Annotated in this window: 20 protein-coding genes and 4 pseudogenes; 19 read left to right on the top strand and 5 right to left on the bottom strand. The window is 73.3% G+C overall.

From position 1 onward, the window contains the following. Nucleotides 1–206 precede the first annotated feature (206 nt). The 5 genes and pseudogenes from BN2279_RS19095 (at nucleotide 207) to BN2279_RS19075 (ending at nucleotide 6,368) form a co-directional block, all read left to right on the top strand. A pseudogene (locus BN2279_RS19095) lies at nucleotides 207–1,178 on the top strand (FAD binding domain-containing protein). Then, nucleotides 1,169–1,657 (top strand): annotated as a pseudogene (locus tag BN2279_RS19090) ((2Fe-2S)-binding protein); the annotation flags it as partial. The pseudogenes BN2279_RS19095 and BN2279_RS19090, both read left to right, overlap by 10 nt. 41 nt (nucleotides 1,658–1,698) lie before the next feature. Further along, nucleotides 1,699–4,110: a xanthine dehydrogenase subunit D gene (gene pucD / locus BN2279_RS19085; RefSeq protein WP_059011282.1), complete on the top strand. Its 2,412-nt coding sequence runs from the start codon at nucleotides 1,699–1,701 to the stop codon at nucleotides 4,108–4,110. Between the two features lie 10 nt (nucleotides 4,111–4,120). Further along, the gene (locus tag BN2279_RS19080) at nucleotides 4,121–5,320 is read left to right on the top strand and encodes an XdhC family protein (protein WP_079032311.1); all 1,200 of its coding nucleotides are present in this window, start codon (nucleotides 4,121–4,123) and stop codon (nucleotides 5,318–5,320) included. Beyond that, complete coding sequence (locus tag BN2279_RS19075) at nucleotides 5,268–6,368, top strand: winged helix DNA-binding domain-containing protein (RefSeq protein ID WP_059011281.1); 1,101 nt, start codon at nucleotides 5,268–5,270, stop codon at nucleotides 6,366–6,368. The genes BN2279_RS19080 and BN2279_RS19075 overlap by 53 nt, the downstream gene beginning before the upstream one ends. Nucleotides 6,369–6,384: 16 nt before the next feature. On the opposite strand, the gene BN2279_RS19070 is transcribed toward BN2279_RS19075, so the two are convergent. Then, nucleotides 6,385–7,071: a hypothetical protein gene (locus BN2279_RS19070; RefSeq protein ID WP_059011279.1), complete on the bottom strand. Its 687-nt coding sequence runs from the start codon at nucleotides 7,069–7,071 to the stop codon at nucleotides 6,385–6,387. A 296-nt stretch (nucleotides 7,072–7,367) separates the two neighbouring features. Between BN2279_RS19070 and BN2279_RS19065 the strand changes: the two genes are divergently transcribed. The 6 genes and pseudogenes from BN2279_RS19065 to BN2279_RS19045 all read left to right on the top strand — a co-directional run bounded on the left by BN2279_RS19065 (nucleotide 7,368) and on the right by BN2279_RS19045 (nucleotide 11,621). Continuing rightward, the gene (locus tag BN2279_RS19065) at nucleotides 7,368–7,694 is read left to right on the top strand and encodes a DUF5955 family protein (protein ID WP_059011276.1); all 327 of its coding nucleotides are present in this window, start codon (nucleotides 7,368–7,370) and stop codon (nucleotides 7,692–7,694) included. A gap of 28 nt (nucleotides 7,695–7,722) precedes the next feature. Further along, nucleotides 7,723–7,962, top strand: a pseudogene (locus BN2279_RS30755) (hypothetical protein); the annotation flags it as partial. A gap of 112 nt (nucleotides 7,963–8,074) precedes the next feature. Then, the gene (locus tag BN2279_RS19060) at nucleotides 8,075–8,395 is read left to right on the top strand and encodes a helix-turn-helix domain-containing protein (RefSeq protein ID WP_324612852.1); all 321 of its coding nucleotides are present in this window, start codon (nucleotides 8,075–8,077) and stop codon (nucleotides 8,393–8,395) included. Between the two features lie 64 nt (nucleotides 8,396–8,459). Beyond that, nucleotides 8,460–9,320 carry a 2-oxo-4-hydroxy-4-carboxy-5-ureidoimidazoline decarboxylase gene (uraD, locus tag BN2279_RS27970; RefSeq protein ID WP_199827760.1) on the top strand — a complete coding sequence of 287 codons (861 nt, stop codon included), beginning with the start codon at nucleotides 8,460–8,462 and terminating at the stop codon, nucleotides 9,318–9,320. Nucleotides 9,321–9,324: 4 nt separating this feature from the next. Then, on the top strand, nucleotides 9,325–10,233 hold the full coding sequence (pucL, locus tag BN2279_RS19050) for a factor-independent urate hydroxylase (RefSeq protein WP_059011275.1): 909 nt from the start codon (nucleotides 9,325–9,327) through the stop codon (nucleotides 10,231–10,233). 8 nt (nucleotides 10,234–10,241) lie between these two features. Then, nucleotides 10,242–11,621 carry an 8-oxoguanine deaminase gene (locus tag BN2279_RS19045; RefSeq protein ID WP_059011273.1) on the top strand — a complete coding sequence of 460 codons (1,380 nt, stop codon included), beginning with the start codon at nucleotides 10,242–10,244 and terminating at the stop codon, nucleotides 11,619–11,621. Nucleotides 11,622–11,718: 97 nt separating this feature from the next. Here BN2279_RS19045 and aceB read toward each other — a convergent pair whose 3' ends face one another. From aceB to BN2279_RS19025, 4 genes and pseudogenes are all read right to left on the bottom strand, one after another. Continuing rightward, a complete protein-coding gene (gene aceB / locus BN2279_RS19040) occupies nucleotides 11,719–13,314 on the bottom strand; it encodes a malate synthase A (RefSeq protein WP_059011271.1) in 1,596 nt (531 codons plus the stop codon). Nucleotides 13,315–13,372: 58 nt separating this feature from the next. Continuing rightward, nucleotides 13,373–13,880: pseudogene (locus BN2279_RS19035) on the bottom strand (nucleotidyltransferase family protein). 50 nt (nucleotides 13,881–13,930) lie between these two features. After that, nucleotides 13,931–14,170 (bottom strand): hypothetical protein, encoded by a 240-nt coding sequence (locus BN2279_RS19030; RefSeq protein WP_059011270.1) that lies wholly within the window; start codon nucleotides 14,168–14,170, stop codon nucleotides 13,931–13,933. A 132-nt stretch (nucleotides 14,171–14,302) separates the two neighbouring features. Further along, nucleotides 14,303–15,088 carry an IclR family transcriptional regulator gene (locus BN2279_RS19025; RefSeq protein ID WP_059011268.1) on the bottom strand — a complete coding sequence of 262 codons (786 nt, stop codon included), beginning with the start codon at nucleotides 15,086–15,088 and terminating at the stop codon, nucleotides 14,303–14,305. A 133-nt stretch (nucleotides 15,089–15,221) separates the two neighbouring features. Here BN2279_RS19025 and allB point away from each other — a divergent pair, with 133 nt between their 5' ends. The 8 genes from allB to BN2279_RS18990 all read left to right on the top strand — a co-directional run bounded on the left by allB (nucleotide 15,222) and on the right by BN2279_RS18990 (nucleotide 22,983). Next, nucleotides 15,222–16,580: an allantoinase AllB gene (gene allB, locus BN2279_RS19020; protein WP_059011266.1), complete on the top strand. Its 1,359-nt coding sequence runs from the start codon at nucleotides 15,222–15,224 to the stop codon at nucleotides 16,578–16,580. Continuing rightward, nucleotides 16,577–17,722, top strand: coding sequence for an allantoicase (gene alc, locus BN2279_RS19015; RefSeq protein WP_059011263.1), 1,146 nt, complete (start codon nucleotides 16,577–16,579; stop codon nucleotides 17,720–17,722). Before allB ends, alc begins: the two co-directional genes overlap by 4 nt. A 95-nt stretch (nucleotides 17,723–17,817) precedes the next feature. Next, a complete protein-coding gene (locus tag BN2279_RS19010) occupies nucleotides 17,818–18,255 on the top strand; it encodes a guanyl-specific ribonuclease (RefSeq protein ID WP_059011262.1) in 438 nt (145 codons plus the stop codon). A 953-nt stretch (nucleotides 18,256–19,208) separates the two neighbouring features. Beyond that, nucleotides 19,209–19,355: a lasso RiPP family leader peptide-containing protein gene (locus tag BN2279_RS29515; RefSeq protein WP_159037285.1), complete on the top strand. Its 147-nt coding sequence runs from the start codon at nucleotides 19,209–19,211 to the stop codon at nucleotides 19,353–19,355. A 71-nt stretch (nucleotides 19,356–19,426) separates the two neighbouring features. Beyond that, a complete protein-coding gene (locus BN2279_RS19005; protein ID WP_079032307.1) occupies nucleotides 19,427–21,250 on the top strand; it encodes an albusnodin/ikarugamycin family macrolactam cyclase in 1,824 nt (607 codons plus the stop codon). Between the two features lie 28 nt (nucleotides 21,251–21,278). Continuing rightward, nucleotides 21,279–21,512, top strand: coding sequence for a PqqD family protein (locus BN2279_RS19000; RefSeq protein ID WP_059011258.1), 234 nt, complete (start codon nucleotides 21,279–21,281; stop codon nucleotides 21,510–21,512). A gap of 11 nt (nucleotides 21,513–21,523) precedes the next feature. Further along, the gene (locus BN2279_RS18995) at nucleotides 21,524–21,928 is read left to right on the top strand and encodes a lasso peptide biosynthesis B2 protein (protein WP_159037284.1); all 405 of its coding nucleotides are present in this window, start codon (nucleotides 21,524–21,526) and stop codon (nucleotides 21,926–21,928) included. A 35-nt stretch (nucleotides 21,929–21,963) separates the two neighbouring features. Beyond that, nucleotides 21,964–22,983: a protein-L-isoaspartate O-methyltransferase family protein gene (locus BN2279_RS18990; RefSeq protein ID WP_059011254.1), complete on the top strand. Its 1,020-nt coding sequence runs from the start codon at nucleotides 21,964–21,966 to the stop codon at nucleotides 22,981–22,983. Nucleotides 22,984–22,998 lie beyond the last annotated feature (15 nt).

Raw genomic sequence — 22,998 nt, 5'->3', positions numbered from 1 at the left:
CCTCGTCCCCGTGCCGGAGCCAGCTTTTCGTATGAATCTACAAGAGTCTGGCCGGGGGCGGTCCGTCGCTTCGGCCCATCCGTGACTGCCCGCCGCGCCCGCGATCCCGGTGTACTGGGGGCAGGACGGTCAGGCCGTCATGTCGTGATGTCGTGGTGTGGTCGTGCAGTCAGTTCACCGCAGTTCACCGCAGGGAGTGCGCACAGATGGAATTCCTACGCCCGGCCGGCTGGGAGGAGGCGCTCGCGGTCAAGGCGGCGCATCCGGACGCCGTGCCCCTGGCGGGCGGTACCGACCTGATGGTCGAGCTGAACTTCGACCACCGGCGCCCCGAGCGGCTGCTGGACCTGTCCCGGGTGCGCGAGCTGCACGAGTGGGAGAACGGCGCGCGGACCGTACGGCACTGCTCCCCTATATCACCCATTCCCGCTGCCGCCTATGCGCGATAGCTTCACAGTATCAGAGTCCGTGCCCATGTACAAACTCGGAATTTAACATATCACTTCATCTGCAGCCTAGGCATCGCCGGCGGGCGCGGGGCGCGCGGGTGGTTTGCGCAGTGCGGCGTCATGGCCGCCACCGACACCTCCGCCTCCGCCCGCACCGTCGCCGGCGTCACCCGCGGCCCGTCCTCCAACGCCCACCCCGCGCTGCTCGCCGCCGGGGCGCGCGTCGAGGCGGCGTCGACGCGCGGCACGCGGCTGATCCCCGTCGAGGAGTTCTACACCGGACCCAAGCGCAACGCCCTCGCGCCCGACGAACTGATCCGCGCCGTCCACATCGACGTCGCCGCCGGCCCCCAGCAGTTCGCCAAGGTCGGCACGCGCAACGCGATGGTGATCGCGGCCTGCGCGTTCGCCCTCGCGCTGCACCCGGCGGCCCGCACGGTCCGCACCGGCATCGGCTCGGCCGCGCCGACACCGGTCCGGGCGCGGGAGGCGGAGGACTTCCTCGGCGGCGTGCTGGACGAGGGCGGGCACTGGGACACCGGCCGGCCCGTTCCGCCGTCCGCGGCCCGCCGGTTCGCGGAGCTGGCCGCGGGCGCCTGCTCGCCCATCGACGACGTGCGCGGCAGCGCGGCCTACCGCCGGCACGCGGTGGGCGTACTGGCCCGCCGCACCCTGCACTGGACCTGGACGGCGTACGCCGGGAACGAAGGAGGCGCGCGGTGCGCGTGAATCTGACCGTCAACGGCCGCCCCCACACGGCTGACGACGTCTGGGAGGGCGAGAGCCTGCTGTACGTGCTGCGCGAGCGGCTCGGGCTGCCCGGCTCCAAGAACGCCTGCGAGCAGGGCGAGTGCGGCTCGTGCACCGTCCGGCTCGACGGCGATCTGGTGTGCGCCTGCCTGGTCGCCGCCGGACAGGCCGAGGGCCGCGAGGTGACCACGGTGGAGGGCCTGGCCCAGGGCGGCGAGGGCGACGGCGGGGACCGGCTGGCCCCGATCCAGCGGGCGTTCGTCGAAGCGGGCGCGGTCCAGTGCGGCTTCTGCACGCCCGGACTGCTGATGGCGGCCGACGATCTGCTCGCCCGCGTCCCCGACCCCGCGGACGCCGACATCCGCGAGGCCCTGTCGGGCAACCTGTGCCGCTGCACGGGGTACGAGACGATCCTCGACGCGGTCCGGCTGGCCGCGACCAGGACCGGCGGCGCCGGCACACCGGAGGCGCCGGAAGCACCGGAGGGAGGGGGCCGGCCATGCGCGTCACCAGGGCGCCCGCGGGGCTCACCCAGCGCGGCGACCGGGCCGGCGGGACCGGCGGGACCGGTGGGATCGGCGAGTCCATGCCGCGCCCCGACGGCGTGCTGAAGGTCACCGGCGAGTTCGCGTACTCCTCCGACCTGTGGCACGAGGACATGCTGTGGGGACACACCCTGCGCAGCCCCCACGCGCACGCCCGCGTCGACGGCATCGACATCTCCGAAGCGCTGGCATTGCCCGGCGTGCACGCCGTCCTCACCCACGACGACCTGCCCGCCGCCACCCACTACGGGCTGGAGATCCAGGATCAGCCGGTCCTGGCCAAGGACGTCGTCCGGTACGAGGGCGAGCCGGTCGCCCTCGTAGCCGCCGACCACCCCGAGACCGCGCGCCGGGCCGCCGCCCGCATCCGCGTCGCCTACACCGAGCTGCCCGTCGTCCACGACGAGGCCGGCGCCACCGGCCCCGGCGCGCCCGTGCTCCACCCCGGCCGCACCGACCACCACGCCGGGCACGCGGGACACCCCAACATCGTGCACCGCCAGCCCGTCGTGCGCGGCGACGTCGCCGCCGCGGCCCGGGACGCCGACGTCGTCGTCACCGGCGCGTACGAGGTCGGCATGCAGGACCAGGCGTTCCTCGGCCCCGAGTCGGGGCTGGCCGTGCCCGCCGAGGACGGCGGCGTGGACCTGTACATCGCCACCCAGTGGCTGCACGTCGACCAGAAGCAGCTCGCGCCCGTCCTCGGGCTGCCGCCGGACAAGGTCAGGCTCACCCTCGCCGGCGTCGGCGGCGCGTTCGGCGCCCGCGAGGACCTGTCCATGCAGGCCCACGCCTGCCTGCTGGCCCTGCGCACCGGCCGGCCCGTCAAGATCGTCTACAACCGGTACGAGTCGTTCTTCGGGCACGTCCACCGCCACCCCGCCAAGCTCGCCTACGAGCACGGCGCCACCCGCGACGGCCGGCTCCTGTACGTCAAGGCCCGCATCGTCCTCGACGGCGGCGCCTACGCCTCCTCCTCCCCGGCCGTCGTCGGCAACGCCGCCTCCCTCGGCGTCGGCCCCTACGAGGTGCCGAACGTCCATGTCGAGGCCGTCGCCCTCTACACCAACAACCCGCCCTGCGGCGCGATGCGCGGCTTCGGCGCCGTCCAGGCGTGCTTCGCGTACGAGGCGCAGATGGACAAGCTCGCCGCCGCCCTCGGCATGGACCCGGTGGAGCTGCGGCAGCGCAACGCCATGAGCGAGGGCTCGACGCTGCCCACCGGCCAGACCGTGGACTCCCCGGCCCCCGTCGCGGAGCTGCTGCGCCGCGTCAAGGCCAGGCCGCTGCCGCCCGAGCGGCAGTGGGAGACCACCCGCGCCGACGGCTCCCTCGCCGCCGACGTGCGCGCCCTGCCCGGCGGGCTGTCCAACACCACCCACGGCGAGGGCGTCGTACGGGGCGTCGGCTACGCCGTCGGCATCAAGAACGTCGGCTTCTCCGAGGGCTTCGACGACTACTCCACCGCCCGCGTCCGCCTGGAGACCCTCGGCGGCGAGGCCGTCGCCACCGTGCACACGGCCATGGCCGAGGTCGGCCAGGGCGGTGTCACCGTCCACGCCCAGATCGCCCGCACCGAGCTGGGCGTCACCCAGGTCGGCATCCTGCCCGCCGACACCCGCGTCGGCTCGGCCGGTTCCACCTCCGCCTCCCGGCAGACCTATATGACGGGCGGCGCGGTGCGGAACACCTGCCGGGCGGTCCGCGCCGAGGTGCTGCGGCGCGGCGCCGCCCGGTTCGGCTGGCCCGACCCGGACCGGCTGCTGCTGGAGGGCGGCAAGGTCGTCACGGCGGACGGGGAGGCGCTGGCCGCGCTCGCGGACGTCCTGGGGGACGAGGCGATCGACCTGGAGCTGGAGTTCCGGCACCGGCCGACCCAGCCGTTCGACCCGGAGACCGGGCAGGGATTCGGGCACGTGCAGTACTCGTTCTGCGCCCACCGCGCGGTCGTCGAGGTCGACACCGAGCTGGGCCTGGTCAAGGTCGTCGAGCTGGCCGCCGCCCAGGACGTCGGCAAGGCGATCAACCCGCAGGCGGTCGTCGGCCAGATCCACGGCGGCAGCGTGCAGGGCCTCGGCCTGGCGGTGATGGAGGAGATCCTGGTCGGCCCGGACGGGAGGGTCCGCAACCCGTCGTTCACCGACTACCTCATCCCGACCGTCCTCGACACCCCGGCCATGCCGGTGGACGTGCTGGAACTGGCCGACGAGCACGCCCCGTACGGGCTGCGCGGCATCGGCGAGGCACCCACCCTGTCCTCGACCCCGGCCGTGGTCGCCGCCATCCGCCAGGCCACCGGCCGCGCCCTGCGCCGCGTCCCGGTGCGGCCCGAACACATCGTCCGACCGGACGCGGGACAGGAGTAGGAGAGGCGCCATGCTGGACATCGCCGCCGAGGTGCTCGCCTGGTGCCGCGACGGGCGCGACTTCGCCGTCGCCACCGTCGTCGCCGTGCACGGCAGCGCCCCCAGACCGCCGGGCGCCGCTCTCGCGGTGGACGCCGGGGGCACGGTCGTCGGCAGCGTCTCGGGCGGCTGCGTGGAGGGCGCCGTCTACGAGCTGTGCCGGGAGGCCCTGGAGACGGGCACGGCCAGGACCGAACGCTTCGGCTACGGCGACGACGACGCGTTCGCCGTCGGGCTGACCTGCGGCGGCGCCATCGAGGTCCTCGTCACCCCGGTCCACGCCACCGCCCCCGCCCGGCCGGTGCTCGCCGCCGCCCTGGAGGCCGCGGCCCAGGGCGGTCCCGCGGCGCTGGCCCGGGTCGTCGCCGGGCCGGCGGAACTCCTCGGCGGCGCCCTCCTCGTCCGGCCCGGCACCGCCGTGGAAGGCACCCTCGGCGGCCCGCCCGCCCTCGCCGCGACGGCCGCGGCCGAGGCGGCGGCCCTGCTGGAGAACGGCCGCACCGGCACCGTGCAGACCGCCACCGGGGGCGGGCGCCGCCGCGGCGAACCGGTCACCCTGCTCGTGGAGTCCAGCCTCCCCCCGCCGCGCATGCTGGTGTTCGGCGCCGTGGACTTCGCCGCCGCCCTGGTCCGGGCCGGGACGTTCCTCGGCCACCGGGTCACCGTCTGCGACGCCCGGCCGGTGTTCGCCACCCCCGCCCGGTTCCCCGGCGCCGCCGAGGTGGTGGTCGACTGGCCGCACCGCTACCTGGACACCCAGCGCCTCGACGCCCGCACGGCGGTGTGCGTGCTGACGCACGACCCGAAGTTCGACGTCCCGCTGCTCACCCGCGCGCTGCGCCTGCCGCTGGCGTACGTCGGCGCGATGGGCTCCCGCCGCCCCCCCGAGGACCGGCGGCGGCGGCTGCGCGAGGCCGGCGGGACCGAACGCCAGCTCGCCCGGCTGCGCTCGCCGATCGGCCTCGCCCTCGGCGCCAGAACCCCGGAGGAGACGGCCCTGTCCACCGCCGCCGAGATCGTCGCCGTCCGGCGCGGCGGCGCGGGCGTCCCCCTCACCGGCACCACCCGCCCCATCCACCACGAGCCGGCCGGCCCGGACGGCGTCGTAAGGTCGGGTCATGACAACGACCCGCCTGCTCGCCCTGCGGGAGCTGAACCGCGCGCTGCTTGAGCGGCAGTTGCTGCTGCGGCGCGCGACCCTGGACGCCGCCCGGGCGGTGGAGCACCTGGTGGGGCTCCAGACCCAGGTGCCGGGCACCCACTACACCGCGCTGTGGTCGCGGCTGGACGGCTTCGACCCCGACGCGTTCTCCCGCCGGTTCGAGGCGCGGGAGTTCGTCCGGATCAGCCTCCAGCGCTCCACCCTCCACACCGTGACCGCCCGCGACTGCCTCGCGCTGCGCCCGGTGCTGCGGCCCGGCCACGAGCGGCCGTTCCGCTCGGCGTGGGGGAGGCGGCTGACGGGCGTGGACCTGGACCGGGTGGCGGAGCGGGCCAGGCGGCTGGTGGAGGAACGGCCGCTGACGTTCCAGGAGCTGGGCACGCTGCTGGGCGAGGAGTGGCCGGACGCCGACCGGCAGGCGCTGGCCCAGGTCGCCCGGCACGTCCTGGCCCTGGGGCAGGTGCCGCCGCGCGGGCTGTGGCAGCGAGGCGGCGCGGCCCGGCACACGACGGCCGAGTCCTGGCTCGGCGCCGCGCAGGCGGCCGAGACCGCCCCGGACGGCCTCGTGCTGCGCTACCTCGCCGCCTTCGGACCGGCTTCGGTCAAGGACGCCCAGACGTGGTCGGGTCTGACCGGACTGCGCGAGGTCTTCGACCGGCTGCTGCCACGACTCGACCGGTTCCAGGACGCGAACGGAGTCGAACTGTTCGACCTGCCGGACGCCCCGCGCCCGGCCGAGGACGTCCCGGCCCCGGCCCGTTTCCTGCCCGAGTACGACAACCTGCTCATCGGGCACGCGGACCGCTCACGCGTCATATCCGAGGCCGCCAGGGCCCGCACCTGGGCCGGGAACCGGGCCTTCCCCGTCTTCCTGGCCGACGGGACCGTCCGGGGCCTCTGGGGCCTCGACACCGACCGCCGGCGCACCGCCGCCACGCTCACCCTCACGCCCTTCGGCCCGCTCACCGCGGCCGAGCGGGACGACCTGGCCGCGGAGGGCGCGAAGCTGCTGGAGTTCCACGCCCCGGGCGCCGTTCACGACCTGCGCTGGGAGTGAGCCGCGCCGGCACGCCTCACTTCGCCGGGGGCCCGTTCCGCAGCAGCTCCTCCGCCGGGCCGTTCACCGGCTGCGGGGCGCCGGTCAGGTCCAAGACGAACAGCGGCAGCGTCAGCTCGTCCGCCCGCGCCCGGGCCGGCCGCCGGTATCCGGCCAGGGAGAACGCCACCGGCGTCACCGACTCGGCCAGCGCGTGCAGCCACACCGTCTCGATCTCCCCGGCCTCGGTCGGCTCGGTCGTCGGGTTGACCAGGCCGACGACCGACGGCCCGCGCACGTTGATCCCCGACGCCGGGCGCGGGACCGAGATCCGCACCTCGCGGAAGCCCAGCCAGCGCAGGAACTGCGTGGCGCACGCCACCACGTCGTACGCCGTCCTGATGATCAGCGGGTGGAACGGCACCCGCCCGCCGGTCTCCACGGGCGGGGCGGGCTCCGCCGACCCGCCGCCCGGCGCGAGCCGGAGCGTCACCCCGCAGGGACAGTCGAACTCCGGCCGGGGCCACTGCCCGGACCGCCCGCACGCCGGGCAGTCGAGCGCGGTCCACGTCTCCGCCCACGAGCGGTGGCGTACCGGAACGGGTGAACTCCCGCGCGGCAGCAGGACGGTCACCGGGGCACCGCAGGAACACGGGTAGTCGGGCGGGACGTAGGTGTGCTCCCGGCGGCAGGCCGGGCACCTCACGGGCACGCTTTTCGCCATCTGGCGCTCCCAGGACGGAACTTCTCGACGAGACTCTCACAGTCTCCCGGACGGGACCGGAGCCCCGCAGGCGTACGCTGGTGCTGCTTGCCCAAGCCGCGTGGACCGTGTTTTTTCATCCAGATGTGACACGGAATCTCGCCCTCCGTATGGCGTGTTGCGCGGACAGTGATATTTACTTTCCCTGTTCGGCCCGTCAGGCGTCCGCACCCTCGGTGCGCCGACGGGCACGGCCGACGTCAACGGAGACGGCAGGGGAGGGCCGAGTGGCGGCAGGAGAAGCGGAGACTGCCCATATGGTGCGGAATTTCCCGCCCGGCGGGATGGATCCCCGCCTGCTGGCCTTGCGCGCCGCGGTGGACCGGCTGCGCAGAGATCTGCGCGCCTATCCGGCCACGCTCGCGGATCGCGAGGTCGCCGAGCGGGAGTTGAGCGCGCTCGACGGCATGCATGCCGCCGGGGTGCCGGACACCGCCCTGCTGGGGCAATCGCTGCTGCTGATCGCCGCCGCGGTCGGCTCCGTGAGCGCGCTGGCGCCCGGTGTGCACCAGCTCCGGCAGGCGATCGAGCTGTTCGGCGTGCCGCATCAGCGGATCCAGCCCGGCCGGCCGATCATCCGCTGAACGCCAGGTGAGGCGTTAGGTTGACCGCGTGCGACTGAGACTTGAGTTCACGACCGAGCCGTTCGACCTGGACGAGCCGCCCGAGCACGCGCTGGTGGCCCGCGAGGTGGTCGGCGGCGCGGCGCTGGACGCCGTGGACGTGGGACCGTTCGGCAACACGGGGGAGGGTCCCGCCGACTCGGTCCTGGCCGCCGTGGACGCGCTGCTGCGGCGTTCGCTGGCGGCCGGGGCCACCCGGATCTCGCTCCAGGTCACCGCGATCGGCGAGGATGTGCTTTCGTCGGCTAGGCTGTCGCGACACCGAGCTCTTACCCTGTCCTCTGCGGCGGCGGCGTCAGTGGTTTATAAGAGCCGGGTTCATAGAGGCGATCACGCCGCTGGTGGACGCGATCGGCGGCGAGCTGGTCCCGCCGGGGGAGGCGCGGGACGACGATGTGGTGCTGAGCTGGCAGGGCACGGCGGCGGTCGCCGTGCGGCTGCCGCACCTGTCCGACTCGCTGGAGCACATCCTCGCCGAGCTGAGGCGCCGGCACGGCGTGCCGCTGGAGGAGCTGGACCGGCGGACCAAGCAGCAGGTCGTCCGGACGCTGGAGACGCGCGGCGCGTTCGCCATGCGGCACGGCGTCGAGACGGTGGCCGCGGCGCTGGGCGTCAGCCGGTTCACGGTGTACAACTACCTCAACCGTTCAACAAACTGTTGACGTTTTTCCGCCCGGCGGCTTAGCTGGGCCCCATCGTGGCCGTCGAGTGGGTGAGGAGCGTCGTGTGACGCCGAGTCCGGCGCCAGGGCTTGCCTGGCTCAACGGAGCCGACGAGCGCGCGGTGCGGGACGCACTGCGCCGCGTCTGTGCCGCGCGGGCCTGGGGCGCCGCGCTTGTCTCCGCCCGCCCCTTCGCCGACTCCGGTGCCCTGCTCGCGGCGAGCGACGCCGCGACGGCCGGGCTGACCGCCGTCGGGCTGGCCGAGGCGATGGCCGGGCATCCGCCGATCGGCCGCCCGGACCCGGCCGACCCGGCCTCCGCCCGCGAGCAGCGAGGCATGGCCGACGCCTCCGAGGCGCTGCGGGCCGAGGTGCTCGACCTCACCCTCGCCTACCAGGAGCGGTTCGGACACGTCTTCCTGATCTGCGCCACCGGGCTCGGCGGCGAGGAGATGCGGGACGCGCTGCGGGCCCGCATGGGGAACACTCCGGACACCGAACGCGAGGTCGCCCGCGCCGAGCTGGCCCGGATCAACCGGCTCCGCCTGGCCCGGCTGGCCGAGTCCACCGCGACCGTCTCCACGCACATCCTGGACACCAGCGCCGGCCGCCCGGCGCCCGGCGTCGCGGTCACCCTGTCGGTCCGGCCGGGTGGTTCGCTTTCGGGCGGCGCGGAGGGCGGGTGGACCGGGCACGGCACCTCCCGCACCGACGCCGACGGCCGCTGCCGGGACCTGCCCCCGCTGCCCGGCGACGCCGCGCTGGCCCGTCTCTCGTTCGCCGTCGAGCCCTACCTGAGCCGGTCCGGGACGGACACCGCGTTCTTCCCCGAGGTGACGGTCGCGTTCGCGGTGGTCCCCGGGGAGCACTACCACGTGCCGCTGCTGCTCAACCCGTTCGGCTACTCCGTCTACCGAGGGAGCTGACCTCGTGCCCACGCTCGGCCAGAACCAGTACGGCAAGGCGGAGACCCGCGTCGTGCGGATCACCCGCGACGGTGCCACGCACCACATCCGGGACCTGAACGTGTCGGTGGCCCTCTCCGGCGCCATGACGGACGTGCACCTCTCCGGCTCCAACGCCGCCGTGCTGCCCACCGACACCACCAAGAACACGGTCTACGCCTTCGCCAAGGAGCACGGCATCACCTCGCCCGAGGAGTTCGCCGCCCTGCTCGCCCGCCACTTCGTGACCTCCCAGCCGACGATCCACCGGGCCCGCGTCCGGATCGAGGAGTACGCCTGGGACCGCATTCCCACGCCGGGCCCCGGCGAGCACTCGTTCGTCCGCGCCGGTGGCGGGACGCGGACCGCGCAGGTCACGTTCGACGGCGACGCCTGGGAGTTCCTCGGCGGGCTGACCGGGCTGACGGTGATGAACTCGACGGACTCCGAGTTCCACGGCTTCGTCAAGGACCGGTACACGACGCTGCCGGAGACCTCCGACCGCGTCCTCGCCACCGATGTGACCGCCGTCTGGCGGCACGGCTGGACCGGCGACCCGGCGCCGGCCCCCGTCGGCGACTGGGACGCCTCGTGGGCGGCGGCCAGACGGCACATCCTGGACGGCTTCGCGCGGACCTACTCGCTCTCCCTCCAGCAGACGCTGTTCGCGATGGGCGCGCGGGTGATCGACAACCTCCCCGAAGTCGACGAGATCAGGCTCTCGCTGCCCAACAAGCATCACTTCCTGGTCGATCTCGAACCCTTCGGCATCAAGAACGAAACCCCGGACGGCGCCGTCTACTTCGCCGCCGACCGCCCCTACGGCCTGATCGAGGCCACCGTGCTGCGCGACGGCGCGCGGGCCCTGATCCCGGCGGACATGACGAATCTGTGAGGTCTCCCGTGACAGCACCCCGGCGCGTCGTGATCGAGAACTGCGCCATCGCCACCGTCGACGCCGAGGACACCGAGCACGCCTCGGGACACATCGTCGTCGCGGACCGCCGCATCGAGGCGGTCGGCCCCGGCCCGGCGCCCGCCGGGCTCACCGGCGTGGTCCGCCGCGTCGACGCCGCCGGCCACCTGGCCACCCCGGGGCTGGTCAACACCCACCACCACTTCTACCAGTGGCTCACCCGGGGCCTGGCCCAGGACAGCAACCTCTTCGACTGGCTGGTCGCCCTCTACCCGATCTGGGCGCGCGTCGACGAGCCGATGGTCCACGCGGCCGCCCAGGGGTCGCTGGCCATGATGGTCCGCGGCGGCTGCACCACCGCCGTGGACCACCACTACATCTTCCCGCGCGGCGCGGGCGACCTGCTCGGCGCCGGGGTACGCGCCGCGCGCGAGATCGGCGTCCGGTTCACCGCCACCCGCGGCTCCATGGACCTCGGCGCGTCGGACGGCGGGCTGCCGCCGGACTTCGCCGTGGAGACCACCGAGGACGCCCTGCGCGCCACCGAACAGGCCGTGCGCGACCACCACGACCCGTCGTTCGACTCGATGCTGCGGATCGCCGCCGCGCCCTGCTCGCCGTTCTCCGTCTCCACCGAGCTGATGCGCGAGACCGCCGCGCTGGCCCGCCGGCTCGGCGTGCGGCTGCACACCCACGGCTCGGAGACGGTGGAGGAGGAGAAGTTCTGCCACGAGCTGTTCGGCATGGGCCCCACCGCGTACTTCGAGTCCACCGGCTGGCTCGGGGACGACGTGTGGATGGCGCACTGCGTCCACATGAGCGACACCGACATAGCCGCCTTCGCCCGCACCGGCACCGGCGTCGCCCACTGCCCGTCCTCCAACGCCCGCCTCGCCGCCGGGGTCGCCCGCGTCCCCGATCTGCTCGCCGCCGGGGCCCCCGTCGGTCTCGGCGTGGACGGGACCGCGTCGAACGAGGCCGGGGAGCTGCACACCGAACTGCGCAACGCCCTCCTCGTCAACCGTCTCGGCCCGCACCGCGAGAAGGCCCTGACCGCCCGCCAGGCCCTGCGCCTGGGCACCCACGGCGGCGCCCGGGTCCTGGGCCGGGAGCGGGAGATCGGCTCGCTGGAGGCGGGGAAGCTGGCCGACGTGGTGCTGTGGGACCTGACGGGCCTCGGTCACTCCACGATCGCGGACCCGGTCGCGGCGCTGGTCCTCGGCCCGCCCGCGCCGGTCACGCTGTCGCTGATCAACGGCGCCCCCGTCGTGGAGGACGGCCACCTGGTGACGGCCGACGAGGAGACGATCGCGCGCACCGCCCGCGTCCAGGCCCGCCGCCTGGCGGAGGCAGCCGCCGCCGGCTGAGACGAGCCGGGACGAGCCGTTCGAGCGGGGTGCCGGGGCTTGTCCGCCCCGGCACCCGGCTCGAACCCGCTGTGCCCGCGGTCGCCGTCTTGGGCGGTCAGTCCAGCAGCTCGTACGCCGGGAGGGTGAGGAAGTCGACGTACTCCTCGTCCAGCGCGATCCGCATCAGCAGGTCGAACGCCCGCTGCCAGCCGCCGGAGATGAACTCGTCCTCGCCCACCTCGTCCCGCATCGCGAGGCACTGGTCGGCGGCCACCTGGCGCACGCACTCGCGCGTCACGCGCTCACCCGTGTCGAGGACCACGCCCGCGTTGATCCACTGCCAGATCTGCGAGCGGGAGATCTCGGCGGTCGCCACGTCCTCCATCAGGTGGAACACGGCGACCGCGCCCCGGCCGGCGAGCCACGCCTGGAGATAGCGGGTGCCGACCTGGATCGCGTTGCGCAGGCCGTCGGCCGTGGGGCGCGCGTCCAGGGTGTCCACGGCCAGCAGGTCGTCCGCCGTGACCGCGACGTCCTCGCGCAGCCGGTCCTTCTGGTGCGGCCGGTCGCCCAGCACCGCGTCGAACGACGCCCTGGCCACCGGCACCAGGCCCGGGTGCGCCACCCAGGAGCCGTCGAACCCGTCGCCCGCCTCGCGGTCCTTGTCGGCCCTGACCTTCTCGAACGCGACGGCGTTGACCTTCGCGTCCTTCGACGGGATGAACGCCGCCATGCCGCCGATCGCGTGCGCGCCGCGCTTGTGGCAGGTGCGGACCAGCAGCTCGGTGTAGGCGCGCATGAAGGGAGCGGTCATGGTCACCGAGTTGCGGTCGGGCAGGACGAACTTCTCGCCGCCGTCCCGGAAGTTCTTGATGAGGGAGAAGAGGTAGTCCCAGCGGCCGGCGTTCAGCCCGGAGGCGTGGTCGCGCAGCTCGTACAGGATCTCCTCCATCTCGAACGCGGCCGTGATGGTCTCGATGAGGACCGTGGCGCGGACGGTCCCGTGGGGGATGCCGAGCGCCTCCTGCGCGTAGGTGAACACGTCGTTCCAGAGCCGGGCCTCCAGGTGCGACTCCAGCTTGGGGAGATAGAAGTACGGGCCCTTGCCGAGGTCGATCAGGCGCTGGGCGTTGTGGAAGAAGTAGAGCCCGAAGTCGGCCAGCGCGCCGGGCACGGCCCGGCCGGCGACGGTCAGGTGGCGCTCGTCCAGATGCCAGCCGCGCGGGCGCATCACGACGGTCGCCAGCTCGGCGTCGGGCTTGAGCGCGTACTCCTTGCCGCGCTCGTCGGTGAAGTCGATCCGGCGGCGGTAGGCGTCGGCCATGCTGAGCTGGCCGCCGATGACGTTCGCCCAGGTGGGGGAGGAGGCGTCCTCGAAGTCGGCCAGCCAGATCTTCGCCCCGGAGTTGAGCGCGTTGACCGTCATCTTGCGGTCGGTGGGGCCGGTGATCTCCACCCGCCGGTCCTGGAGGGCGGGCGGCGCGGGGGCGACGGTCCACTCGCCGTCGCGGACGTCCTTCGTCTCGGGCAGGAAGTCCAGCCGCCCGGTGCGGGCGATCTCCTCCCGCCGCCGCGCCCGCAGGGCGAGCAGCTCGTCCCGGCGCGGGGTGAACCGCCGGTGCAGCTCGGCCAGGAAGCCGAGCGCGTCTTCGGTGAGCACCTCGTCCTGCCGGGGCAGGACGGCGGGTGCTTCGACGGTGACGGCGGACATGGGCGGTCACTCCTTCAGCGAGACTGGAAACGGATATTAGTTTCCTCATTGCGGAAGATCAATGGCGGCCGGGGTCGGGCAGGTCCCCGGGCTCGTCGATGTCGTCGGGGGCGGCGACGTCACCGCACTCGACCAGTGTGATCTCCCCGGCGTGTTCCCGCAGATACGCCCGCGCACCCTGATCGCCCCGTGCCGCGCGCGCCACCCCCGCGAAGTGGGCGGCCCCCAGGAGCACCGGATGCCCGCGCCGCCGCTCCTCGCCGTAGACGGCCTGGGCCAGCGAATCCGGCGACCGGTAGGCGGCGCGCACCCGCGCCATGGCCGCGGCGCCGATCCACGGCTGGTCGACGAGCGCGACGAGCGCGGCCCGCGCGCCGGTGCCGTCGAGCGAGGCGAGCCCGGCGCGCAGCGACGAGCCCATGCCGGTCTCCCACGCCGGATTCGCCACCACCGTGCAGTCCCCGCCGCCCAGCAGCGCCCGCACCTCGTCGCCCGCCGCCCCGACCACGACATGTACCGGCCCCTTCTCCACCTCTCACGCCGCCGCCGAAGCGGCGCCCCCCCATCCGCCGCCCGCCCCCGGCGGCCAGCAGCAACCCGGCGACGGGGGGAGGCGTCATGCGTTCCTCGGCGGTCCGGTCATGGCCTCGATGACGGCGAAGCCCTTGGCCGGCCCTTCGGGAATGCCGACCTCGACCCCGTGGGGCACCCGGGTCCCGGCGGTGTGGACGGCCTCGTGGGGAACGGGGGAGGTGAGGACCGTGACCGTGCCGTGGTGGTCGGTGGGCGACGCCTGCCACAGGACTTGATCGGGATTCGGCCTGCTCCCGGGAGCCTCATGGGCGGCAGTGGTCATGGCGCGGCACCTCCTTTCGTCAGTCTGGGCCTTCCGGTCACCGCTCCTCAAGCGGTGCGGCCCACGCTACGGGCGCGCCGCTTGGTGAACCGTTTCGGCTGTCGAACATTCACTCGAACGAGAAGAGGCGGCTCAGATGTCCTCGTCCGTGCCCGCCAGGGCCGCCGACAGGTCGGTGGCCACCTCGTGGAGCAGGGGGACCATCTTCTCCGTCGCGGCGTCCGTCATCCGCCCCGCCGGGCCGGAGACCGAGATCGCCGCGGCCGTGGGGGAGTCGGGCACCCGGACGGCGATGCAACGGACGCCTATCTCCTGCTCGTTGTCGTCCACGGCGTAGCCGTTCTCCCGCACCGCGCGCAGCTCCGCGAGGAACGCCTCGGGCGTCGTGATCGTCCGCTCCGTCGCCGAGGGCATCCCCGTGCGGCGCAGCAGCGCGCGGACCTCCCTGTCCGGCAGGCCCGCGAGCAGCACCTTGCCGACGCCGGTGGAGTGCGGCAGCACCCGGCGGCCGACCTCGGTGAACATCCGCATCGAGTGCCGCGACGGCACCTGCGCCACATAGACGACGGCGTCGCCGTCGAGCAGTGCCATGTTCGCCGTCTCGCCGGTCTCCTCCACCAGCCGCGCCAGATGGGGCCGGGCCCAGGTCGCCAGCGGGCGGGCCGCGCTCTCGCCGAGCCGGATCAGGCGGGGGCCGAGCGCGTACCGGCGGTTGGGCTGCTGCCGCACGTACCCGCAGGCGACCAGCGTGCGCATCAGGCGGTGGATGGTGGGCAGCGGCAGCCCGCTGCTGGCGGCCAGCTCGCTCAGTCCGGTCTCGCCGCCGGCGTCCGCCATCTGCTCCAGCAGGGCGAAGGCCCGCTCCAGGGACTGGACCCCGCCGCCGGCGGAGGACTTGCGCACGTCGGAGGGCGGCACGTCGCGTTCCTCATTCGGTAGTAGCGGTCATGGCGCAGCCTACCCGTGCTTGACGTGTGGGCCCGGCCGCCCCAGGATCGTTTCAACAGAACGTTGAAGTAGCCAAAGAAGCGGAAGAAGCCGAGGAGGTGCCGTGACCGGTGCCGGTGCCGAACTGGTGCTGCGCTCGACCCGCGTGATCACGCCCGAGGGGGCGCGCGCCGCCTGTGTGGCCGTGGCGGACGGCCGGATCACCGCCGTGACGCCGCACGACGCGCCGCCACCGCCCGGCGCCCGCCTCGTGGACTACGGGGACGCGGCGCTGCTGCCCGGGCTGGTCGACACCCATGTGCACATCAACGATCCGGGCCGGACCGCGTGGGAGGGCTTCGCCACCGCGACCCGCGCGGCGGCGGCCGGCGGGATCACCACCGTCCTCGACATGCCGCTCAACAGCGTCCCGCCGACCACCACCCCCGCCCACCTCGCCGTCAAACGGGACACCGCCGCCGGCCGGGTGCACGTCGACACCGGGTTCTGGGGCGGCGCCGTCCCGGGGAACACCGGCGACCTCAAGTCCCTGCACGAGGCCGGGGTGTTCGGCTTCAAGTGCTTCCTGTCCCCGTCCGGCGTCGAGGAGTTCCCCGAGCTGGCCCCGGACGAACTGGCCGCGGCCATGGCCGAGATCGCCGGGTTCGGCGGCCTGTTGATCGCGCACGCCGAGGACCCGGGCCACCTGGCCGCCGCGCCGCCCGCGGACGGCAGCGTCCGTTACGCCGACTTCCTCGCCTCCCGCCCGCCGGCGGCGGAGACCGAGGCCGTCGCCCTGCTGATCCGGCTGGCGCGGCGGCTCGACGCCCGCGTCCACGTGCTGCACCTGTCGTCCGCCGACACACTGCCGCTGATCGCGGAGGCCAAGGCGTCGGGCGTGCGGATCACGGCCGAGACCTGCCCGCACTTCCTGACCCTGACGGCGGAGGAAGTGCCCGACGGCGCCACCGAGTTCAAGTGCTGCCCGCCCATCAGGGAGGCCGCCAACCAGGATTCGCTCTGGGCCGGTCTGGCGGACGGTGTCATCGACTGCGTCGTCTCCGACCACTCGCCCTGCACCGCCGACCTCAAGGTGCCGGATTTCGGGGCGGCGTGGGGCGGTATCGCCTCCCTTCAACTCGGCCTGCCCGCCGTGTGGACAGCCGCCCGCGCGCGCGGCCTCGGGCTGCCGGACGTGGCCCGCTGGATGGCCACCGCCCCCGCCCAACTGGCCGGGCTGGCGGGCCGGAAGGGCGCCATCGCCCCCGGCCACGACGCCGACTTCGCGGTGTTCGACCCGGAGGCGACGTTCACCGTGGACCCGGCCGCCCTCCACCACCGCAACCCGGTCACCGCCTACGCGGGCCGCACCCTGCGCGGTGTGGTGCTCGCCACCTGGCTGCGCGGGCGTCGGACGGCGGAGCACGGGCAAGTCACCGAACGGGCCGGGAAGCTCCTGGAAAGGACAGCACCTCCGACATGAGCACCGCACCAGCCGTCTTCATCGGCGACGCCGCCCCCTACGGCGGCGGCGACCCGTATGCCGACTACCGCGCGCCGGACCCGTCCGCCGTCCCGTTCGCGCATCTGCCCGACCTGGCCGACCGCAGGCTGGGCGGCTCGGTCGTCGCCGCCAGCGACGAGTTCTTCGCCGAACGGGAGAACCTGCTGAAGCCGGGGCGGCCGGAGTTCGACCCGGAGGCGTTCGGCCACAAGGGCAAGATCATGGACGGCTGGGAGACCCGGCGCCGGCGCGGCACCTCCGCCGACGCCCCGCACCCGGCGGACGGGGACCACGACTGGGCCGTCGTCCGGCTCGGCGTGGCGGGCGTGGTGCGCGGCGTCGTCGTGGACACCGCGCACTTCCGGGGCAACTACCCGCAGGAGGTGGGCCTGGAGGGCGCCTCGGACCCCGAGAACGGCGGGAGCTGGATCGAGTTGGTGCCCCGCACTCCGGTCGGCGGGCACGCCGCCAACGTCTTCCCGGTGACGGCCGAACGGCGGCTGACCCACGTGCGGTTGAAGCAGTACCCGGACGGCGGGGTGGCCCGGCTGCGGGTGCACGGGGAGGCCGTGCCGGACCCGGCGTGGCTGGACGCCGTGGGGGCGTTCGACCTCGCGGCGCTGGAGAACGGCGGGGTGGTGGAGGACGCCTCCGACCGTTTCTACTCGCCGCCCGTGCACACCATCTACCCCGGCCGTCCCCGGACCATGGAGGAGGGCTGGGAGACCCGCCGCCGCCGCGACCGGGGCCACGACTGGCTGCGGTACCGCCTCGCCGGCGAGGGCGTGATCCGGGCCGTCGAGATCGACACCGGCAGCTACAAGGGCAACGCGCCCGGCTGGGCCGCCCTTTCGGTGCGGGTGGGCGCGGCGGACCGCGACGAGTGGCGCGAGATCCTGCCCCGGACCCGCCTGTCGCCGGACACCGTCCACCGTTTCGTGCTCGACGCCGGGACCGTTCCGCCCGCGACGCACGCGCGGCTGGACGTCTACCCGGACGGCGGCCTGGCCCGGCTGCGCCTGCACGGAACGCTCACGGCCGAGGGCGCGCGGCGCCTGGCGGCCCGCTACCGGGACCTGGGCGGCGGGGCGCCGGGTGACGCGCGGGATGCCGTGAGGTGAAGGGTGTGGAGCCCGCGCGGCATCCTGTGAACACCTGAAGGAATTCCGCGACGCGTGGTTGACGGGAGCCGTGCTACGCGCGTCACACTATTGGCATGGGCATGAATCCCCGTACCGTAGCGGCCCGGACCGGCGCCATCGGCGCACTGCTCTCGACGCTGCTCGTCGGCGGCTGGCTCACGCCGGCCACCGCGGCCACCGCCCCCCACTCCACGACCGCCGTCGCCACCGAGGTCACCCCGCTCGCCTTCGGCGACATCTGCTACAGCGACCTGCCCGCCGAAGCCCACGACACCCTGGACCTGATCGAGGCCGGCGGCCCCTTCCCGTACCCGCAGGACGGCGGGACCTTCTACAACCGCGAGGGCCTGCTCCCCAGCCACCCGACCGGCTACTACCACGAGTACACCGTGGAGACCCCCGGCAGCGACACGCGCGGCGCGCGGCGGATCGTGACCGGGGACTCGTACCAGGAGGACTACTACACCGCGGACCACTACGAGTCCTTCGACCTGATCGACTACACCTGCTGACAGGCCCGCCGAACCGGCGTCCCCCCACACAGGCGCCGGGACCGTCCCCCACACGGTCCCGGCGCCTGTGTGGGGGGACTCCGTGATATTTGTCGCACTGCTAGCGTTGCTGTTTGGATATGTTTGTATTTTACGGGTGTGCCCCACCGCCGATACGTCTCGTATCCTCTTCGCCGGCAGCGTCGGAGGGGAATAAGAGACAGCTCGGCGAGACCGCGCAGCACCAGCCGGCCCAGCGCGGGAACCACTATCAGCGGGGCGAGCGCGACGCGCAGCGACGTGGCGTCGGCCACCACACCGATGAGTGGACTGGCGAGACCGCCCACACTGACGGTCAGGATCACCCCGGCCGCGGCCAGGACGGTCAGCGCGTACAACCGTCGCCCGCCCGAATCGCCCCGTGAGCGTGCCCCGGCGAGGTATAGGACGAACAGGGCGACCGTTCCCGCCTCGACAGCGGTGACGGCTGACGGCGGGCGGTGGTCCACAATCCGGAAAGCATGCGCGCGGGACACGACCTCGCACCATAATGAGCGCCAACTACCAAAGCGAGGTGGGCAGTTGGCGTCCGAACGACACTTACCCCGGACGGGGATGCCGCGGCGCGGAGGCCATGCCCCCCTGGGCCACAGTCGCAAACGCGACGTGTCGCCCGGCGCAGGCCCCGCTGCCGCCGTCGGCCACCGCCCGTTCCCCTTCTCTCGTCCGCAGGAGTCGCCGCCACTCTTTCGAGGGAATGGTGGGGCGACGGGAGACAGTCGTTGTCCATCACGTCACTGCCCTCGCAGGCAAGGGTGAATCCCGCGGGCTGGGCGCGACGGGGCCTTTCCCGGCCTCTCTTCTCGGCGGCGATTCCCGCCTTCTTTCGCAGAGGCGAAGCGCTCTCGTACGGTCTGTCGATGGGTCGTCACGTACCGTACGATCCAGAGAAGTCGGACAGGGGAGGTGAACCCATGGCCTATGTGCCTCCGCAAGTCACCGTTCTGGGGTCGGTTCACGACGTGACGCTCGGAACGATCGCCGAGGATTCCCAGGATGAGGACCGCTACTTCTTCAACACCGGGGAGGGGACCGAGGAATTCGGCGAAGGACAACACTGACTCGGTCGTCGTGTCGTTCGGCCGTCGCCCGGTGGGTATTCAGGGCGACGGCTCCCCTCTCTGGAGCTTTTATGCGATGGGTAGCCGGTTGGCAGCATCACGCGGATCCCGCTCCGGTCACACCGGCTGCCGAACATGCCGATATCGGCTGTCGAGCGGATCAGGCGTGGGCTGTCGGAATGCCGCGTGTCGTTTCCGTCGCCGACCGTACGTCACGCCTGACTCTCGTCGGGTGGTGCGGTGCGACCGAGGCGCAGATACGGCAGGGGCTTTCCCGCGCCCGACGAGGCGACTGGGGTGCTCTCACGTGCTGGCCCGGTTCGTATCTGGCCGTTTCCACGGAAGCCGGGCGGACGGTTCTGGTCAACGACTTGGCCGGCGTCTGGCCGGTCCACCACATGGCGTATCGCGGCGGCTGGCTCTGGGCGACGACCGTCAGGCCCCTGGTGGCGTTACGGGCGGCCAGGATCGACGCGGAGTTCCTGACCGGCCTGCTCGCCGTCCCCCTGGTGGAGGAACTGCGGCAGGGGCGGTCGGCCTGGGAGGGCGTGCGGAGCGTGCCGCCGGGGCACGCTCTGGTGCTCAGTCGTGGACGAGCCGCGGCGGAACCTTACGCCACGGCGGTCGACACACCGCGGGACTTCCCTTCCGCCGCAAGTCGTCTGCGCGAAGCCCTTACCGAAGCCGTGAGCCTGCGTACGCGGCAGGCGCGGGTGGTCACGGCGGATTTATCCGGTGGGCTGGATTCGACCACTGTGGCGGTTCTCGCCGGCCCACAGCGGCCCGTTTTCACAGTGACCTATACCGATCGACGGATTTGTAATGACGATGACGTGCGGCACGCCGACACCGCGGTTCAGGCGACGCCCGGACTTGAGCAGCACATGGTGCACGGAGACGATTCGGCTCTCCCGTACGGAAGGCTCACCGACATCCCGCCCACGGATGCCCCATGTCTTGACGTTCTGACGCTGGCCCGGCGCACGACGTATCTGACTCCGGCCGCTCGGCGCGGCAGCACCGTCCACCTGACCGGCAATGGCGGGGACGCGGTGTTGTCGACATCGCCCGCCTTTCTCGCCGATCTGGTGACCTCGGGGCGTCATCGAGAGGCCGTGCGGGAGACGATGGCGCGTGCGCGCCTGTGGAAAGTCACGGCACACCGGCTGCTTCGCGCCGTTTATGCCTTGGGACGGTCCTCCTACCCGGAGGCGCTGCTTCTTCTCGCCGACCAGCTCAACGGCACCGGGAAGCGTCCGACCGGGTTGGCGAGCACCTTCTCCTGGACGGTTCCCTCCGCGGCGGTGAGCTGGCTCCTGCCCGAGGCGAGGGTGCGGCTCGCCCGGCGGATCGCCGAGCTCGAACGGTCCGCTTCCCGGAACGAGCCGCCCGGGCAGTGGCGCGACTGGCGCGGCTTGCGCTGGTTCGGCGCCGGGCACGCTCAGTACGTAGCGGTCGGCGAGCTGCTCGGACTCGACATCGCCTCACCGTTCCTGGACAACAGCGTGGTCCGGGCGACACTCACGCTCCCCTCGTGGCAGCGAGCCGCCGCCCGCCAGCTCAAGCCGCAGCTCCGGGCGGCCATGGCGGGCCGATTACCCGAATCGATCCTGACCCGCCGCACGAAGGCCACCTTCACGAGCCACGGCTATGCCGGTCTCCGGGCTCACCGTGAGGAGCTGCGGGCACTGCTGGAGGGTTCGCGTCTGGCCGCCCTCGGGCTTCTCGACTCCGCGAAGGCGATCGCCGCCCTGGAGCGGGGCGCCGAGGGACTGCCGACTTCGCTCGCGGCGCTCGACAGTGTCCTGGCGGCCGAAGCCTGGTCCCAGGCCGGGCCGCACACCGGGACGTGGTGGCGCACCCGGAGGGAGCCGCGCGATGCTCCAACAGCCTGACTTACGAGTCACTCGATGGGCCGCTCCGGTGTTCGATCCGGAGGGGCACTCCGCGCTGGTCCTCGACCTGCGGACAGGTACCTGGCTGCACCTCAACGAAGCGGCCGCCGCCTTCCTGCGCCAGATCGCGCGGGGATGCGGCACGCGTCAAGCGATCGCCGTACTCGCCGAGGACTTCGGCGTCCCCGCCCAGCGACTGGCCGACGACATGGCGCCTCTCATCGAATCCCTGGTCCGACGCCGACTCCTGGAGCGTCTGTGATGAGCACCCCCATGGCTCTGCCCGCCGACGACCATGCCGTCCCCGTTCGGCACCGCGCAGCCGGGGTCTTGGGCCTTGTCGCCGCTTCGGCGCTGTTGAGGCTCCGGTTCCGGGCGACGGTCGCCGCGGTTCGCGCGCTCCGGCGCGTTCCGTTGGCGGAGGCGACGTTCGAGGAGGCCGCCGGCATTGTGGCCGGCTGTGCCTGGGCGGCTCGCGCGTGGCCGGGGCGGGCCGCGTGCGTGGAGTTGTCCCTGGCCGCGGTCGTCTCGGCCGCCGTGCAGGGCCGACGTCTGACCTGGGTGCTCGGCGCCCGGTTCGGACCCACCGCGACGCACGCGTGGAACGAGGCCGAGGGGCGTCCCGTCGGTGAGCCTTCCGAGCCTGACCACCCCTGGCATGTCGCCATCCGTCTGTAAATCCCACCGTTCACCGACCGAGGAGCAGTGCCACCGTGGAAACCGAGACCAGGGCCGTCGACCGGGCGGTCGCCGCTGTCAGTGAGGTGCCGTATCGGGGGGAGAACGGCCGGGCGGTCCGGCAGACGACTCCGGCGGAGGTGATCGCGCGGCATCTGCGGCTGTTCGATGTGCGGCCGGGGATGCGGGTGCTGGAGGTCGGGACCGGCTCGGGCTACTCGGCGGCGCTGCTGTCGGAACTCGTCGGTCCCTCGGGGGAAGTCGTCAGTGTCGACGTCGAGGCGTCCCTCGTCGAACGGGCCCGGGACGTCCACCGGCGGACCGGGCGGCACAACATCACGTCCGTCACCGGCGACGGCTTCGCGGGACACACGCCCGCCGCGCCGTTCGACCGGGTCGTCGGGTGGACGACACCGCCCCTCCTGCCGCGCGCGTGGCTGGAGCAGACGCGCCCGGGAGGCGTGGTCCTGGCGCCGGTGCCGTGTGCTCCGATGCTCTACTCGACGGTGATGCTCAGGACCCTGGTGGCCGACGACCACACACCTGTGGACGCGAGCGCGCACCGGGGGCAGTACGTGCCGATGCGCACCGCCGCCGTGCCGTCCGCCGGTCTGATCGAGGCGTCGCGCCCGCGTGAGGGCGGCGGGGAGTTCTACCTGTCGGCGCCCTGGCTGCGCGGTCGGGGCGGGGAGTTGGCCGAGGAGGTCTTCTCACGTCTCCTGGCGGCTCCCCACAGCGAGCCGTTCGACGAGAAGTGGCCGGAGGTCGAGCACCTCAAGACCTGGCTGATGGCCGGCGGTGTGGAGCATCTCAGCGTGGCCGGCATCGGGCGGGAGACCGCCATCGGCATCACCACGCCCGACAGCGTCGGGCTGGCCGTTCTCTTCCCGGAGACGCGGTTCCTCGCGGATTCGGGCCGTTCCCCCGCGCTGGCACAGCTCCACGCCCTGATCCGGCGGTGGCGTGAGGCGGCCCGTCCGCGCGTCGAGGATCTCGTGCCACGCTTCGAGGAGGCCGCCGAGGGGTGGCGGCTCAGGCTGGCCCCGCCCGCCTGAGTGCCCGTTCGTACG

Origin of the sequence: Streptomyces specialis (assembly GCF_001493375.1) — a bacterium.
GTDB lineage: Bacteria > Actinomycetota > Actinomycetes > Streptomycetales > Streptomycetaceae > Streptomyces > Streptomyces specialis.
The sequence above is the reverse complement of the archived record's forward strand: the minus strand, read 5'-3'. Positions and strand labels throughout refer to the sequence as shown.

Coding starts and splice junctions, on each gene's coding strand:
- pucD (WP_059011282.1), top strand. CDS start 1,699: ATGCGCGTCACCAGGGCGCCCGCGGGGCTCACCCAGCGCGGCGACCGG.
- BN2279_RS19080 (WP_079032311.1), top strand. CDS start 4,121: ATGCTGGACATCGCCGCCGAGGTGCTCGCCTGGTGCCGCGACGGGCGC.
- BN2279_RS19075 (WP_059011281.1), top strand. CDS start 5,268: ATGACAACGACCCGCCTGCTCGCCCTGCGGGAGCTGAACCGCGCGCTG.
- BN2279_RS19070 (WP_059011279.1), bottom strand. CDS start 7,071: ATGGCGAAAAGCGTGCCCGTGAGGTGCCCGGCCTGCCGCCGGGAGCAC.
- BN2279_RS19065 (WP_059011276.1), top strand. CDS start 7,368: ATGGTGCGGAATTTCCCGCCCGGCGGGATGGATCCCCGCCTGCTGGCC.
- aceB (WP_059011271.1), bottom strand. CDS start 13,314: ATGTCCGCCGTCACCGTCGAAGCACCCGCCGTCCTGCCCCGGCAGGAC.
- BN2279_RS19030 (WP_059011270.1), bottom strand. CDS start 14,170: ATGACCACTGCCGCCCATGAGGCTCCCGGGAGCAGGCCGAATCCCGAT.
- alc (WP_059011263.1), top strand. CDS start 16,577: ATGAGCACCGCACCAGCCGTCTTCATCGGCGACGCCGCCCCCTACGGC.
- BN2279_RS19010 (WP_059011262.1), top strand. CDS start 17,818: ATGGGCATGAATCCCCGTACCGTAGCGGCCCGGACCGGCGCCATCGGC.
- BN2279_RS29515 (WP_159037285.1), top strand. CDS start 19,209: ATGGCCTATGTGCCTCCGCAAGTCACCGTTCTGGGGTCGGTTCACGAC.
- BN2279_RS19005 (WP_079032307.1), top strand. CDS start 19,427: ATGCGATGGGTAGCCGGTTGGCAGCATCACGCGGATCCCGCTCCGGTC.
- BN2279_RS18995 (WP_159037284.1), top strand. CDS start 21,524: ATGGCTCTGCCCGCCGACGACCATGCCGTCCCCGTTCGGCACCGCGCA.